Genomic DNA, 16,811 nt, shown 5'->3' with positions numbered 1-16,811 from the left:
AAAAATAACAATTTAATGGTGTTGGTTGTTTAATAATCCTAATCTTTGTATTAACAAAACATACGCTAATCTGTCATTATGAGAAAAGCTTTCGTCGCGATTGCCGCATTTCTAATCGCCCTTACCATTATGCTGGGCTTATACCATCCTTTTTTATGGTGGACATTCATCTTCACAGGTCCTTTCGTGATCCTTGGAATCTATGATTTATACCAGCCTAAGCATAGTATTGTGCGCAACTATCCGGTATTTGGCCGTTTGCGTTATTTTATGGAAGAACTGCGCCCGAAAGTATACCAGTATTTTGTAGAAAGCGATACAAACGGTACGCCTTATAACCGTTTGAACAGGTCGCTGATTTATCAGCGGGCAAAAACGGATAATGATACGATTCCTTTCGGAACGCAATTAAACGTTTATGAAAACAACTATGAGTGGTTGAGTCACAGCATCGCTGCGATTTCGCACCATGAGTTAAACTCCGATCCGAGGGTGATTGTTGGAGGACCAGATTGTAAGCAACCTTATTCTGCCAGCATTTATAATATTTCGGCCATGAGTTTCGGTTCGTTAAGTCAGAACGCCATTTTAGCCTTAAACGGTGGAGCTAAACTGGGCAATTTTGCCCATAACACGGGAGAGGGTGGTATCAGTGATTATCATCGTCAGCCAGCTGGCGACTTAATCTGGCAAATTGGTACAGGGTATTTTGGTTGCAGGAATGATGATGGTACATTTAACTACGAAGCTTACTCGGAACGTGCACACTCAGATCAGGTAAAAATGATTGAGATTAAGCTTTCGCAGGGTGCAAAACCGGGCCACGGAGGTATGTTGCCAGCCAAAAAAGTTACGGCCGAAGTTGCCAGGATTCGTTTGGTGCCGGAAGGAAAAGACGTATTATCCCCGCCTGCACACTCTGCGTTTAGCACACCTATCGGACTTTTGGAATTTGTAAAGCGCCTGCGTGATTTATCCGGAGGAAAACCTGTTGGCTTTAAATTATGCATTGGCCGTAAAAGCGAGTTCTATGCAATATGTAAAGCAATGATTGAAACCGGAATTTATCCTGATTTTATTACTGTAGACGGAGGGGAAGGCGGAACAGGTGCAGCACCGCAGGAATTCTCAAACTCTGTGGGTATGCCTTTACGTGAGGGAGTTGTTTTTGTTTATGATGTTTTAAATGGCTTTGACCTTAAAAAACACATCAAAATTATTGCTTCAGGAAAAGTGGCTACGGGTTTTGACCTGGTTAAAAATATTGCCTTAGGTGCGGATATGTGTAATGCAGCAAGAGGAATGATGTTTGCCCTGGGGTGTATTCAGGCCCTGGAATGCAACAGCAATACCTGCCCAACAGGAGTTGCCACGCAAGACCAGAGTTTAATGAAGGGACTTGTGGTAGAAGATAAAAAGGTAAGGGTTAAAAACTTCCATAATTTAACTGTAGCCAGTGCTGTTGAATTGCTGGGTGCTGCAGGATTGCGCGAGCCACATCAGCTCAGCAGGGCTTATATCAACAGAAGAGTAAGTTCGAGTGTGATGCAAAGCTATCTGGAAACCTATCCTTATATTCCTGCAGGAAGTTTACTGCAAACGCCTTATCCGACTCGTTTCGAGTTAGGTATGGCCTTAAGTAGCTCAAAAAGCTTTGCGCCAACGGATTACAAGGTTTCTGCTGTTGATTATTCACACGCAAATCCTTATGGGGATACGATGAGTGAGAATTGAGATTTCAGACACTAGAGTTGAGCTGTTAGAAAATCATAAGGCCCCTGAATTGCTAAATTCAGGGGCCTTGTTGTATGTAGATATCTTAGTAAGTAATAACCTGTTCTTCCAGATGTTCCGGTAAATCGCGGTAATTGTATTTCTGTCCGCGTAACTGTGGTTGGAAGCCGGCGGCCTTTATGGACTGCTGGATACCGTTTGCTGTGAAGCGGTGTGGGGCTCCGGCTGCAGATACCACGTTTTCTTCAATCATAATGGAACCGAAATCGTTGGCACCGGCATGTAAGCATAGTTGCGCGGTCGTTTTACCAACAGTTAGCCAGCTTGCCTGTATGTTTTTAATGTTTGGAAGCATGATTCTGCTCAGCGCAATCATACGGATATATTCATCGGCTGTAACCGTATTGCTGATGCCACGTAATCTCTTCAATAATGTGCCATCGTCCTGGAAAGGCCATGGAATAAAGGCAAGGAAGCCATTAGCATCAGCAGGCTTTTCACTTTGCACCTGACGGATCCAAACTAAATGTTCGAAGCGTTCTTCAATGGTTTCGACATGGCCGAACATCATGGTAGCAGATGTAGTGATGTCTAACTGATGACAAGCCCGCATTACATCGAGCCATTCCTGACCACCACATTTTCCTTTAGAAATTAACCTCCTTACACGGTCGTTTAATATTTCGGCACCGGCGCCTGGTAAAGAATCCATGCCAGCTTCTTTTAAAACTTTTAGCACTTCGGTATGACTGATGCCTTCCAGTTTAGCCACGTGTGCAATTTCCGGAGGGCCTAAAGCATGAAGTTTTAAATCGGGATAAAGTTCTTTCAGTTTTTTAAACAAGTCGGCATAAAATGCCAGGCCCAAATCGGGGTGATGGCCGCCCTGCAATAATAACTGATCACCGCCCAAGCGAAAAGTCTCTTCAATTTTCACTTTATAGGTTTCGATGTCGGTAATATAACTTTCATCGTGACCCGGGCGGCGAAAAAAATTACAGAATTTACAGTTTGCAATGCAAACATTGGTCGTGTTTACATTCCGGTCGATTTGCCAGGTTACTTTACCGCCTGGAACCTGTATTTTTCTAAGTTCGTTAGCTACGAACATCAGAGAGGCTGTGTCGGCATGGTGGTATAAATGTACACCTTCTTCAAGGCTCAGGAATTCAAAATGTAGTGCCCGCTGTAGTAAATCGGCTGTATTCATGGTACAAAGATAGTTAAAAGGGCTTGAAGGCGGAAGGTGTATGGTTGGCGGTTTGTAAAAAAAACGGTTAGCCACATTTAGCTGTTTCGTTTTGCCTTAAAATAATATCTTTACGGTTCTAAAAAATAATATGGTAGATTTTAATCGTTTTACACTCACCAATGGATTAAAGGTTTTAGTGCATGAAGATGCCACTACGCCCATGGCAGTTTTAAATATTTTATATGATGTTGGTGCGAGGGATGAGGATCCGGAAAAAACCGGATTTGCACATTTATTTGAGCACCTGATGTTTGGTGGTTCGGTGAATATTCCAAATTACGACGAACCTTTGCAAAGAGTAGGTGGTGAGAACAATGCTTTTACCAGCAATGATATCACCAATTATTACATCACCCTTCCTGCGGAGAACATTGAAACGGCATTCTGGCTGGAGAGCGACAGGATGTTAAGTCTGGCCTTCTCGGAGAAAAGTTTAGAAACGCAACGGAATGTAGTTTCCGAAGAATTTAAACAGCGTTACCTCAACCAGCCTTATGGAGATGTTTGGTTGAAATTGAGACCATTGGCCTATAAAAAACATGCTTATCGCTGGGCTACTATCGGGAAGGAGCTATCGCATATTGAAAATGCAACAATGGAAGATGTAAAGGCATTCTTTAAAAAGCATTACACCCCACAGAATGCTATTCTGGTTGTAGGGGGAAATGTGAAAACGGAGGATGTTAAAAAGCTTGCGGAGAAGTGGTTTGAGCCTATCCCGGCAGGCAACCAGTATGTGCGCAACCTGATTCAGGAAGATGTGCAGACTGAAGCCAGAACAGAAACGGTAAGGGCAAATGTTCCGCTGAATGCCATTTACATTGCTTTTAAAATGCCAGAGCGTTTAAGCAAGGATTACTACGCTTTCGACCTCCTGTCGGATATTTTATCACGCGGACAATCGTCACGTTTGTACACGAGTTTATTAAAAGAGCAACAACTGTTCAGTGATATCAATGCGTATATTTCGAGCAGCCTGGATGCCGGACTGTTTATTGTGGAAGGCAAACTGGTAGAAGGTGTAGCTGTTGAGGCGGCAGAAAAGGCAATCTGGGCCGAACTTGATAAACTAAAATCAGAATTGGTATCGGATAATGAACTTACTAAAGTTAAAAATAAGGTAGAATCAGTTCTGGTGTTTTCTGAAATGGGTTTGCTGGATAAAGCTATGAACCTTGCCTATTACGAACTGCTTGGTGATGCCAGCTTGTTAAACCAGGAAACAGAGGCTTTTCTGCAAGTTACCGCAGAAGACATCAAAAGAATTTCTAAGGATACTTTTGATCAAAATTCATCATCAACCTTGTACTATTTAACAGAAGAGCATGCTTAACCGACAACAAGCGCCTGACTTTAAACAGGTTTCAACTATAAATTTCATTCATCCTGAGAAACAACAGCTGGATAATGGCGTCCCTGTTTTTACAGTATATTCCGGAGAGCAGGATTTAGTCAGGATTGAATTCATTTTTAACAATGTAAACTGGAGTATTGATAAGCCACTGCAGGCTATTGCGGTTAGCGCCATGCTTAACAACGGCACTAAAAAATTAACCTCTAAGGAGATCGCAGAGAAAATCGATTTTTATGGCGCTTTTTTCCAGACTGAATATTTTCAGGATCAATCCAGCGTAACCCTATATACCCTGAATAAACACCTGGCATCTGTATTGCCAATTGTTAAACAAGTTATTTCTGAAAGTCAGTTTCCCCAGCATGAACTGGACATTTATATTCAGAACCAGAAACAAAAGCTTCAGGTGAATTTAAAAAAGAATGATGTTTTGTCGCGAAAAGAGTTTGCACATGCCTTGTTTGGCGATACCGCTTATGGTGTAGACATTCAGGCCAGGGATTATGATGCTTTGAAACGGGATGATCTGGTTGACTATTTCAAGGAAGCTTATGCGCCAAATAACTGTACGATTATCGTATCAGGAAAGTTTGAACCGGAAAGTTTTAAACTTTTAAATGCTGAGTTTGGAAGCAACTGGGCACCGAGCACTGCGGTTAAAAACAGTTTTAGCTTTACCAGTTCTGAAAAACAGTTTGTTTACAGAGAACGACCGGAAGCATTACAATCGGCCATTAGAATGGGAAAAATTGCCATTAACCGCAAGCATGAAGATTTTCCGGGATTACAGATTGTGAACACGGTTCTGGGTGGCTATTTCGGATCCAGGCTGATGAACAACATTCGTGAAGATAAGGGTTACACCTATGGTATCGGATCCGGGATTTCATCTTTGAGCGATGCCGGCTATCTGTTTATCGCAACTGAAGTTGGTGCAGATGTTTGCGCAGCTGCTTTGACTGAAATCTATAAGGAAATAGACCTGCTGAAAAATGAACTAGTAGGGGAGGAAGAGCTTAATCTGGTGAAAAATTATATGCTTGGTTCAATGCTGGGGAGTCTTGAAAATGTGTTTTCACATGCAGATAAGTTTAAAAATATCTACTTTGCAGGCTTAGATTACGATTATTACAGCAGGTACATTCAAATTGTAAAAAACATTACTGCCGAAGAAATCAAAGCACTGGCCAATAAATACCTTACAACTGAAGATTTTGTCGAAGTTGTAATCGGAAAGAAATAGATTTGCTTATCAGCTAGTTTGCCGGGAGATCAGGCAAACTAGCTGAAAAACAGTAGTTATCTATACTGGCATAAATATGCCGTTGGCGTAGTTGCTTTTACTTTGAAGGATGAATTTGCAGGAACTTCGAAACGAGTTCCTGCATTGAAAGTTTTCCAATCGTTGCTTTCCGGAAGAAGTGCTGTCAACTCACCTTCAATGACGTGCATCATTTCCTTTTGTGCAGTTCCAAATTCATATTCGCCCGGGTTAATCACGCCTACTGTAGATCTGCCTTCCGCAGATTCATATCCCAATGATTTCACGTTACCGTCGAAATATTGATTTTCTTTAATATTGCTCATATTCTTTATAGTGCTTTAGCTAATACTGCTTTTTGTTTATCGGCCTGGTATATTTTTTTATTGAAGTCTACATATTCATTGTACTTCTCAGCCGGGTATTTCTTATCGCTCATGGTTTGTGTGCGGGTGTAAACGATCGTATTATCTTTTGTCAGGAATTTAGCCGTATATGTTCCGAATTCTGAGGTGATTACAATATCTTTAGGCATAAATTCTACTTTATAACCTGCAGGCAGGGTATAGGTAATTTCATCTTCATCATTGTAGCTGAAAGGTACAGCAAAAGGCGTTTTCCTGTTTTCTACTTTCAACGGTATACTTTCTTTCCTATTGATCTGATTCAATACCAGAAACATTTTGTCTCCACCTCTGGTAATTAGCGAATTGGTTTTCATGCTCATTTCTTCATTAAGTACGGGCAGGTTTTTATCAGGTTGAAGATATCTGAAGCTAACGAGCTCAGCCACCGGAACAGGACTGTTTTCAATAAGTCTTTTCCTCAGTTCTACAGGCTCCATCAATGTATAGCTGAAATTATCTTCAAACTGGGCATTGCCATAAGTTGATTTGAGTTCGAGCATGGCAGAGCCGTCTTCCTGAAGGTTGATTTTGGTCTTTCTGATCTGATAATTGTCCTTTTCTGTGTAGATTGGTGTATGAACAATTTTTCCGCCATCATCAGTAATCATCAGCACGTTTCTGTCTGCGTTGCTGTAGCCAATAAATCCCATTGGGTTATACTGGCTGGTGCACTCCAGGAAAGTGGTATCTTTAGCTGAAGGAATGCATAAAATCATGTGGTTGGCTTGCCCCATGCTGGAGTAGTTTTTGTTTAAACTTGGCATATCGTTGCCGATCATGATCAGGTTAGACGCGATACCTGCTTCATTCAGCATGGCTTTCATGTAGTTGGAAAGTGCTTTACAATCACCGTAATTCACCTGAGCTACTTTTTCAGCTACAATCGGCCTGAAACCCCCAATACCCAGCTGTACACTCACATAGCGGGTATTCTGTTGCAGGTGATTGTACAAAATCCTAACTTTTTCCTGTTGTGTTTTAGCATCTTTGATGAGGTTTTGAACCATTCCGCGGGTAGCTTCAGGAAGTTTATTACCGCCTGTATTCAGCCCGTAAATCCAGGCGCCAAAGCTTTTCCAGTTGTTAAAGTTACCACTCGATCCATCGTATTCAAACTGATCGGGCGAGGCTTTTACCCATTGGCAAATGTTATCAATACCGGTACTTAAAGGTTCGCTGGTTATTGCCGGAACATTCACGCTTTTCCATTTATACAGCACCTTATCGCCCACCGTTGCTGAGTCGGTTTTGGTATTCGATCCGGTAAGGTAACGAAGCGCATAACCTTTGTTCTTTTGCAGGGTGTAAGCCGATCTTTCTACGGAGACGTTAAAGCCTTTTAAGTCACGCCATGACGGAAAATAGAGCAGCCCTTTAAAATTTTGCGTATAGCTATACTCAATGGTGTATGGGTAAGTCAAACTAACAAATTTGAGTTTCTTGATTCGGTTGTCTTCAAAAATTGAAAAATCAGAAAGCAGGCTCTGATCTTTGATATCTGAAGATTTATAATCCTTAACTTTCTTACCATTGCCATCATAAAGTGTTGCTCTTACATTCGAAATTTCTGAGAACTTATCATATACTTCATCCATTTCGGCCCACTGATCTCCAGCTTTGGTTAATATGGTAATGGCAACTTTATAATCATACTGACCTGACGACAAGCTTTTAATGTCGAAAAACTGTTCCTCGTTCCTGATTACCGCAATGGCATCTTTCTTAAGTTCTTCTGGGATTTTAGCTGCATCGTAATCCTGTGCCAACACTGCGTTAAAGCAGGCAATGCCGAGTAAAGTGCTGATGATCTTTTTCATTATACTTTCTTTTTGAATACGATTTGCTCTGCTTGTTTTTCTACAATAGCCTTGAACAGTTCTTTCAGGTCGAAATAATCTTCTGAGCTATATAGGGATTTGTTCATGTTGATGACACTTTTTACCATTAGGCTTTTCCCTTCTGCGATATAGGTAATTGTAAAAGTTCCCTTATTATCGGCCAGCTTGTAAATGCCACCTTTTGGCAGTTTCTCTACTTCGTACTCTTCAGGAAAGTTCAATGTGATTCTGTAATTTTCTTTAAAAGGGTAGGCAAAATCTACCGGGAATTTTCGTTCCTCATGCTTGAATAGGTTTTCTTTGGTCCTTTCGAAAAGCAAAGGACTGAAATAAACCAGGTTGCCTGCTTCCTCAACATTGTCTTCAATTACCACATCCATTGATTCGGTGAGCAGTTCGTCCAGATTATCAAGGTTTAAGATTTCATATTTGGTAATTTCCAAACCTGTTTTATCCTTTTTAAAATTCTTTACAAATTCCTCCTGATTGTTGGTTTTGCGGTATCGGTTACGGAGGCTAAGCGCCGAATAGCCCTTAGAATACTGATTGATCTTGCCCGATAATTTGTTTTCTTTATCAAGTGTGAAGCTATATGCAAATGTCTTCTCGCTTGATGCTTCCGGCTCAGTTGACAGCCAATTACCGCCCTTTTTCTCCAGATCTATGTAAAATCCTTTATGATTAAGGTTCTCATAATCGATCATGCCTACCGGAAGGTCGGTATCTGTTGCATCGAGAAAGCAAAGTTTGTTGTTTATTTGTGCTACGGCAATTACATTATCAAATGCAGTGATGATCGGGTAACCTGGGTGTGCGCCATTTTCCCTGGTACTAACCAGTACGGGATATGCTTCTATTTTTGCTTCTTTTAAAAGGTTAAAAAGTGCCAGGTTAATGTCGGCAGAGTTTCCTGTTTTCTTTTCGAATATTAATTTTGGGTTGGTTACAGTGGAGTATTTTGAATAATCCTTATTCCATTTGAGGTTTGATTTGACATAATTGGTAATTAGTTTCACCATGGCGACGGTATCTTTTTCACCTTTAAGTATACCTGGGAGAACCGATTTGGCATAGGAGTTTTTGTCAATATAGCCACCAAAGTTTTCGTCGGTACCAAGCTCGGTGATGATTTTTGACCATGAACCTGTGTAGTCTTTATACATCTGGCCAGGGAAATTTGTGGCATTCAGTTCGAACTCGACTTTGGGAATATAATCATCCATCGTAGTTACATAAGGCTCGTCTTTCAGCGCTGGTACATTGCTCAGGCTGTATTTATCAAGTGTGGAATTGGATGATACTCCGGCTGCATAACTAGCATTAATAGTTTGGTGCACCGGGTGATCGACCATATAGTAACCACTGAAGTTATGCTTATAACTAAAATATTCAGGTATCCGTACATTGTATTCGGTATACAGGGTAGGTACATCAGACTGAAATTTCCATCCTCTGAGTGTAAAAATAAAATCGGATTTGATGCGGTATTTAAATTCTATAACCGAGCCTTCTTTTACATTTGGAAGCGTAAACTTTTTGATCACGTGGTTTTTATCGAAGGCTTCTGTGAATTTTGCGTCTTTATTCAGCTTACTTGTCACCATTTTTCCGTCGACCATGTTGTAGGTTGCGGCATCCATGTAGCTTAAGTCTTCTTTAGCTGAGCTGCTGCTTTTGTAAAGGTTAATGTTAAAATTAGCGAGGTCGTAGCCGTTTTTATTCAGGATTTTGTAGCGTACATGGCGCTCAAATACATAAACAAACTGGCCGGATGAAGAGCTCAATTCAAAATAACAATCGCCAACGTCGAACAACTTGATGGCTGATGCTGCGGAATCTATTCCCGTGGATTTGGTATCGAATTCGGAAGGTAATAATTTTCCGAATTTAAATTCGCGTTTTACTGGCGCTGCGGTTTGCGCAAAGCTACTGTAACTGATTCCGGCGCATAGCAGTAGAATCAGAACTTTGAGAGCGGTTTTCTGCATTTTAATTAGTTTGAATGGTTAGTACAATTATAGAAAACATTATTAAGGATTTATAGCGTTTTGACATTTTATTCGGTTAGATTCCGGTTTTGTAGTAAATCCATAAGGAATAATTCAGAATTGTCAGCCGACGCTAATATTTATCCATATTTACTGCCACACTTTGATTTTCCTGGTTTTTTCGTATCTTTGCCTGGCAAATAATAAATCGTAATTTATTTGCTATGCAACTCGACTCCACAAAATTTATTGCTACAGGTTTAACATATGACGACGTACTTCTGGTACCGGCATATTCTGAAATTCTGCCCCGCGACGTAAATACATCCACTTTTTTAACAAAAAAAATCAAGTTAAATGTTCCATTGATTTCTGCAGCTATGGATACGGTAACTGAAGCTGAACTGGCTATCGCTATTGCACAAAATGGCGGAATTGGTATGTTACACAAAAACATGACGATTGACAGACAGGCGGATGAAGTTAGAAAAGTAAAACGCTCAGAAAGTGGAATGATTCAGGATCCGGTTACTTTACTTGAATCTGCCGTAGTTGCCGATGCTTTCAAAATTATGAAAGAACATAAAATTGGTGGTATTCCGGTGGTAAGCAGCGACAATAAGCTGGTGGGGATTATTACCAACCGTGATTTACGTTTTCAAAAAAATATGTCGAGACCAATTGCAGAGGTAATGACAAAAGAGAACCTGATCACTGCCCCAGAAGGAACGAATCTTGTGCAGGCTGAGGAGATTCTTCAGAATTACAAAATCGAGAAACTTCCGGTAGTGAGTAAAGACGGGTATTTAAGCGGCTTAATTACCTTCAAAGATATTTCAAAAGTTAAAAATTACCCCGTTGCCTGCAAAGATGAACGTGGCCGCCTTCGTGTAGGCGCTGCGGTTGGTGTAACTGCTGATACCTTACAGCGTGTAGACGCTCTGGTAGCTGCAGGTGTAGATGTCATTACGATCGATACCGCTCACGGTCATTCGAAAGGGGTAGTAGATAAATTAAAAGAAGTTAAAGGAAAATATCCAGACCTGCAGGTTATTGTTGGAAACATTGCAACCGGCGCTGCTGCCAGATTTTTAGCAGAAGCGGGTGCTGATGCCGTTAAGGTAGGTATCGGACCGGGTTCAATTTGTACCACCAGAATTATTGCAGGTGTTGGGGTTCCACAATTGTATGCTGTTTACGAATGTGCTAAAGCATTAAAAGGTACTGGTGTTCCGGTTATTGCCGATGGTGGTATCAAGCATACGGGTGATATTGCAAAGGCTATTGCCTCCGGAGCAAGTACGGTTATGGCCGGCTCGTTATTCGCAGGGGTAGAGGAATCGCCAGGTGAAACGATCATCTACGAGGGACGTAAATTTAAGTCATATCGCGGAATGGGATCAATCGAAGCCATGGAGCAAGGTTCTAAAGACCGGTATTTCCAGGATGTGGAAGACGATATTAAAAAATTGGTACCGGAAGGAATTGTTGGACGCGTGCCTTTCAAAGGAACGCTGGCAGAAGTAATGTATCAATATATCGGTGGTTTACGTGCCAGTATGGGCTACTGTGGTGCTGCAAGTATTGACGCTTTACAAGAAGCTCAGTTTGTTCAGATTACGGCTGCAGGGATGCGTGAAAGTCACCCACACGATATTACCATCACTAAAGAGGCTCCAAACTATACGAGGTAGTTTAAAGCATAAAAAGTGTTTCATTGTCCTTTAGCGGGATAATCATAGTTATAAAGAACGGAGCGTCATGATGATGTCTCCGTTTTTTTTTGATCACCATTTACCCGCCAGTGTCCGCTATCCCTGGCTTCCATTAACATCTTACCATGCCTGTTGATTAAATATTTGCAAAATAAAATTTGGCAATTGTGTTTTTTTAATATATTTGTCGACTAAATCCATAGAGTTTATCTAAACCAATATGAACCAATACATTTACTTCCCTGCAAATCGTTGTTGTTGCTGCTCAGGCGTGCTTAACATCCGTTTACGAACGGGCCAATAATTAAATATCTAAACCGAACATATTTTAACAATCATGAATAAAAACATACTAACGCTTCTAATATTTTTACTGTCGGCAGGGATTGCTGCGGCACAAACGCCCATTAAGGGAATCATTAAAGCTGCCAATGGCATTACCATCCCGAATGCAACGGTGAAAATCAGGGGTACAAATATTACCACAAGTGCAGATGCCAATGGTGCTTTTACCATTGATGCAAAACAGCAGCCACCATTTTATATCCAGATTAGCTCTGTTGGTTATAAGGCACAGGATTTTCAGGTTTTGAAGTTTCAGGAAACACCAATTGAACTGGTTCTTCTGGAAGATACGCAACTCGATGAAATTGTGGTAACCTCCCGCAGACGTTCGGAGGTGTTGCAGGATGTGCCTATCCCCATTACGGTAATAGGGGGTCAGGCTGCTGAGAATTCAGGAGCCTTTAACGTTAACCGGTTGAAGGAGCTGGTTCCATCGGTACAACTATATGCTTCCAATGCCAGAAACACTACCCTGAACATCAGGGGCCTTGGTTCTACCTTTGGATTAACCAATGATGGTATTGATCCGGGAGTTGGATTTTATGTAGATGGTGTATACCATGCCCGTCCGGCAGCAACTTCAACCGATTTTCTTGATATTGAGCAAATTGAAGTACTGCGTGGCCCTCAGGGTACGCTGTTTGGAAAAAATACAACGGCTGGTGCATTTAACATCACCACAACGAAACCTACGCAAACACCTACTGCAAAAGTTGAGGTAAGTGTAGGTAATTACAATTTTATTCAGGCCAAAACCTCGGTATCAGGTGGTGTTGCAAAAAATCTTGCAGCGAAAATTTCCATTTCAGGAACCCAACGTGATGGTACGATCTGGAACACGAGGGAAGAAAGACTATACAGCGGTCAGAACAACCTGGGCTTTAAAGGTCAGCTGTACTACACCCCATCAGATAAGCTTAAAATTTTATTGAGCGGTGATGTAAGTGTTCAGCATCCTGCAGGTTATCCACTTGTAATTGCCGGGGTGACTACAACAGAAAGAAGTGCGTACCGTCAGTATGCGAGAATAGTTTCTGATCTTGGATATCAGCAGCCAAAAGTAGATCCTGCGGCAAGGGAAATTAATACTAACACTGCATGGAGGCATAACCAGTCCATTGGGGGAATTTCATTGAACGTGGATTATAAAATCGGAAACGGAACATTAACCTCAACAACAGCATGGAGATTCTGGAACTGGGATCCGACAAATGACCGTGACTTTTCTGAATTGGCAGCATTGACCAAATCGCAAGGTAACTCCCGCCACGACCAATATTCACAGGAAATCAGGTATGCCGGTAACATTACCGAAAAGCTAAGCGGAGTAATCGGAGTATATGCCCTCAGCCAGAATCTGAAAGGTTTGGACCAAACTGAAGAGGTAGGTAAAGACCAGTGGAGATTTGTCCAAACCAGTAATACCGGTTCGCAAGCACTTTACTCTACTCCAGGATTATTAGACGGATTTGGCATAAAAACCAATTCAGTGATTAAATCTTTAAGTACGGCTATTTTTGGTCAGGTTGATTGGGAAGTACTGGAGCACTTACACGTGCTTCCCGGATTGAGGTTTACCTATGATAAAAAAGATGTTGACTACAATCGTGTAACTTATGGCGGTTTGCAAACAACTGATGCAGCACTACTGGCTTTAAAAGCAGCAGTATATAGCAACCAGCAATTTGTAACCAGTACCGACAATAAAAATCTTTCAGGAAACTTTACCGTATCCTATCGTCCGACACACAGTTTAAATGTTTTCGGAACATTTTCTACAGCATACAAACCGGTTGGTGTAAACGTTGGTGGTTTACCAACTACTTCAAACGGCCAGGCAGATTTATCAGTGGCAGTAGTGAAACCAGAGTATGTGGAACATTATGAACTGGGAGCTAAAACCAAACCGTTTAAAGGTGCTATATTAAATATCACCGCATTTAATACCGATATTAAAGACTATCAAACCAACGTACAATCGCCACAGTTAGGCGTAAACAGGGGTTATCTGGCTAATGCAGAAAAAGTAAATGTTAAAGGTTTGGAGATTGACGGAACTTATCAGCTGGAAAGATTTTTAACATTAAATGCAGCTGTTGCTTATCTTGACGGTAAATATGTAAAGTTTACCAATGCACCACTTCCGCTGGAAGAAACCGGGCACACCGAAACTGTGAATGGCGTGGCTACACAGGTGGCATTTAAAGATGCTTCAGGCGGCCGTTTGCCAGGGATTTCGAAATGGAATATTTCAGGAGGAACAGAGTTAAGTACTCCAGGAAACCTGGCAACTAAACCAGGTCGTTATTTTATTGCCGGTGATTTCAGTTACCGTTCAGAATACTCTTCGAACCCAACGCCATCAAGTGTTTTAAATGTTCAGGGTTACGCTTTATTTAACAGCAGATTGGGATTCAAATCTGATAAATTCTCTGTATTTGTCTGGAGCCGGAACATTGGCAACAGAACCTACTATGAGCAGTTACAGGCAGCTGCAGGTAACTCAGGCTTATACGCAGGCGTTCTTGGCGATCCAAGAACTTATGGCGCTACTTTCCGATACAATTTCTAATAAAGGCCGGGATCTTTTTTCTCTTATATTTGGTTTAAAGGCGTCGGTTTATCCGGCGCTTTTTTGTTGACAGGACATTTACACCGTGTTAATTTTTGCGGTGTATTGTTCAGAATTAAAATTTATAGTAATGCGATAAAGTATTAACTTCGGTAAATTTTTATTGAATGAATAAGCTTAAAGCAGTTTGTGTTTACTGTGGTTCTAATTTTAATGGTGACGAGCAATTGCGTTCAGCCATTAAGCAACTTGCAGAAACACTTGTGAAACAAGACATCAGTTTGGTTTACGGCGGTGGGAGTGTTGGAGTAATGGGGATTTTGGCTAACGACGTGTTAGCATCCGGCGGTACCGTAACGGGGGTGATTCCTCAGTTTTTAATTGATAAGGAAGTTGGACATAAAGGTGTTACGGAAATGATCGTAACTGAAAATATGCATCAGCGAAAGCAAAAAATGGCCGATTTGAGCGATGGATTTGTGATTTTACCAGGTGGGTTCGGAACATTAGAAGAGTTTTTTGAAGTGTTAACGTGGTTGCAGCTCGGACTACATAATAAGCCCATTGGTGTTTTAAATGTAAATGGTTTTTACGATCCCTTATTTGCGCAGATGGAAATGATGGTCCAAAGTAAATTTCTAAAACCGGCTAACCGCGACCTCGTATTTAATGAAGAAGATGCTGTTGAGTTAATCAACAAAATGGATAGCTTTTCGGCAGTGCCGGATGAGGTATGGTTCAGGGACCGGAATCTAACCTAAAAAACCTTCAATTAGTAACAAATAATTTTCAAACCACCATGCATCATGTGCAGGTGATAAAATATAACCACAATGCAAATCATTACATCGCACGCAGAATTTGAACAACACCTGGGCAAGGAGCTCGGAATCTCTTCATGGCATACCATAAGCCAGGAGCAGATCAATAAATTTGCAGATGCCACTTTAGATCATCAATGGATTCATTGTGACGAGGAAAAAGCCAAAAATGAAGGACCTTTTGGTGGAACCATCGCACACGGTTACCTTACCCTTTCTTTAATTCCTTATTTATGGAAAGAAATTGTTGATATTCAAAACCTTAAAATGGAAATCAATTATGGTATCGAAAACTTAAGATTTGCACAGCCCGTTCTGGTGAACAGTAAAATCAGGTTAAAAGCGAAGCTTGCTTCAATCGTGAACTTACGTGGTGTAACCAAGGTACATATGGGTATCGAAATGGAAATAGAGGGTCAGAAGAAACCTGCTTTTACCGGAGAAGTGGTATTTTTATATCACTTTATTACTATTTCCTAAAATCAGGTACTGAGTATAAAGTATCAAGTAAGCGATATGCAGTGTATTTGTTGCCTGATACTTGATACTTTATAATATGCTCTACGTCATCCGGTCCCGGTATTTGCTAACCAACCCGGTTAACGCTACTTTAAACTAATCTGCTTCCTCATCTGTGATTAACCTGATCGAATCATCAGAGAGCATAATCAAACGTTCTTTATAAAGCGAGCCAATGGTTTTCTTGAAAGCACTTTTACTAATCTGAAAACGGTGATAAATCTCTTCTGGTGAACTTTTATCTCCGAGTTCGATTAGGCCTCCGCTTTTTTTGAGGGCAGCCAGAATCATCTCTTTAGAATCAAGAATATGTCCGTAGCCGCTTGGCTGCAAGGTCAAATCTATTTTGCCCTCTACACGGATCTTTTTGATCCATCCTTTACGTTGTTCACCGATTTGAATATTGTCAAAAACTTCGTTATGGTAAAGCAATCCGATATAGGTATTGTTGATGATGGCATTGAAACCTAAGTCTGTTTCTTCCGTAATTAATAAACTCACCTCATCACCTTCTTCAAAATCGAAGTCTTCTTCTTCAACAAAATCATATAGTTTCGAGGATGCGAGTAAGCGGTCGTTATTTTCATCCAGGTATACATAAACAACATATTTATAGCCTTTTTGCATCGGCCTTTTCTGTTCTCTGCTCGGTACGTAAACATCTTTATCAATCCCCAGATCCATAAAGACACCATCCTCACCATCAGAAACTACTTTTAAAAAAGCAAAATCGCCCACTTCAGCATAAGCTTTCTGAGTAGTGCCGGTTAAACGGCCATCTTTCTGGATGTAAACGAAAACGCTGACATTGTCGCCTATTTCCAGTCCGGCGGGTACGTACTGGTAAGGTAAGATGACCAGTTTATCACCATCTGTTAAGTTTAAACCAGCCTCAGTTTTGCTTAAAACTCTTAATTCATTGTATTTTCCTATTTCTATCATATTATGGGTTAACCATTTTCTTCAATGGTTTTAATGCAAAGTTAGCAATGTTTAGCTGGAATA

Annotated in this window: 12 protein-coding genes; 7 read left to right on the top strand and 5 right to left on the bottom strand. The window is 41.0% G+C overall.

Annotated features, from left to right (window positions below; genetic code table 11):
- Positions 1–78 precede the first annotated feature (78 nt).
- Entirely contained in the window at positions 79–1,734 is a 1,656-nt protein-coding gene (locus AB669_RS10100) for an FMN-binding glutamate synthase family protein (RefSeq protein WP_047799191.1), read from the top strand.
- 85 nt (positions 1,735–1,819) lie between these two features.
- Here AB669_RS10100 and AB669_RS10095 read toward each other — a convergent pair whose 3' ends face one another.
- The gene (locus AB669_RS10095; protein ID WP_047799190.1) at positions 1,820–2,944 is read right to left on the bottom strand and encodes a CofH family radical SAM protein; all 1,125 of its coding nucleotides are present in this window, start codon (positions 2,942–2,944) and stop codon (positions 1,820–1,822) included.
- A gap of 130 nt (positions 2,945–3,074) precedes the next feature.
- Between AB669_RS10095 and AB669_RS10090 the strand changes: the two genes are divergently transcribed.
- Entirely contained in the window at positions 3,075–4,319 is a 1,245-nt protein-coding gene (locus AB669_RS10090; RefSeq protein ID WP_047799189.1) for a pitrilysin family protein, read from the top strand.
- The gene (locus AB669_RS10085; RefSeq protein WP_047799188.1) at positions 4,312–5,583 is read left to right on the top strand and encodes a pitrilysin family protein; all 1,272 of its coding nucleotides are present in this window, start codon (positions 4,312–4,314) and stop codon (positions 5,581–5,583) included. The genes AB669_RS10090 and AB669_RS10085 overlap by 8 nt, the downstream gene beginning before the upstream one ends.
- 56 nt (positions 5,584–5,639) lie before the next feature.
- Here AB669_RS10085 and AB669_RS10080 read toward each other — a convergent pair whose 3' ends face one another.
- Genes AB669_RS10080 through AB669_RS10070 form a run of 3 tightly spaced genes read right to left on the bottom strand, consistent with a single transcriptional unit; the run spans position 5,640 to position 9,834 of the window.
- Positions 5,640–5,927 carry a pyrimidine/purine nucleoside phosphorylase gene (locus AB669_RS10080; protein ID WP_047799187.1) on the bottom strand — a complete coding sequence of 96 codons (288 nt, stop codon included), beginning with the start codon at positions 5,925–5,927 and terminating at the stop codon, positions 5,640–5,642.
- 5 nt (positions 5,928–5,932) lie between these two features.
- Entirely contained in the window at positions 5,933–7,825 is a 1,893-nt protein-coding gene (locus tag AB669_RS10075) for a DUF3857 domain-containing protein (RefSeq protein WP_047799186.1), read from the bottom strand.
- The gene (locus AB669_RS10070) at positions 7,825–9,834 is read right to left on the bottom strand and encodes a DUF3857 domain-containing protein (protein ID WP_047799185.1); all 2,010 of its coding nucleotides are present in this window, start codon (positions 9,832–9,834) and stop codon (positions 7,825–7,827) included. The genes AB669_RS10075 and AB669_RS10070 overlap by 1 nt, the downstream gene beginning before the upstream one ends.
- Positions 9,835–10,058: 224 nt before the next feature.
- Here AB669_RS10070 and guaB point away from each other — a divergent pair, with 224 nt between their 5' ends.
- The 4 genes from guaB to AB669_RS10050 all read left to right on the top strand — a co-directional run bounded on the left by guaB (position 10,059) and on the right by AB669_RS10050 (position 15,767).
- Entirely contained in the window at positions 10,059–11,528 is a 1,470-nt protein-coding gene (gene guaB / locus AB669_RS10065) for an IMP dehydrogenase (RefSeq protein WP_047799184.1), read from the top strand.
- A gap of 358 nt (positions 11,529–11,886) precedes the next feature.
- Positions 11,887–14,466: a TonB-dependent receptor gene (locus tag AB669_RS10060; RefSeq protein WP_047799183.1), complete on the top strand. Its 2,580-nt coding sequence runs from the start codon at positions 11,887–11,889 to the stop codon at positions 14,464–14,466.
- A gap of 167 nt (positions 14,467–14,633) precedes the next feature.
- Positions 14,634–15,227, top strand: a complete 594-nt coding sequence (locus AB669_RS10055; protein ID WP_047799182.1) for a TIGR00730 family Rossman fold protein — start codon at positions 14,634–14,636, stop codon at positions 15,225–15,227.
- A gap of 72 nt (positions 15,228–15,299) precedes the next feature.
- Positions 15,300–15,767 (top strand): MaoC family dehydratase, encoded by a 468-nt coding sequence (locus tag AB669_RS10050; RefSeq protein ID WP_047799181.1) that lies wholly within the window; start codon positions 15,300–15,302, stop codon positions 15,765–15,767.
- A 135-nt stretch (positions 15,768–15,902) separates the two neighbouring features.
- Here AB669_RS10050 and AB669_RS10045 read toward each other — a convergent pair whose 3' ends face one another.
- Positions 15,903–16,748: a S1 RNA-binding domain-containing protein gene (locus AB669_RS10045; RefSeq protein ID WP_047799180.1), complete on the bottom strand. Its 846-nt coding sequence runs from the start codon at positions 16,746–16,748 to the stop codon at positions 15,903–15,905.
- Between the last annotated feature and the right edge of the window lie 63 nt (positions 16,749–16,811).

It is taken from the genome of Pedobacter sp. BMA, assembly GCF_001027745.1.
GTDB lineage: Bacteria > Bacteroidota > Bacteroidia > Sphingobacteriales > Sphingobacteriaceae > Pedobacter.
This window is presented reverse-complemented; position numbering and strand designations above follow the sequence as displayed.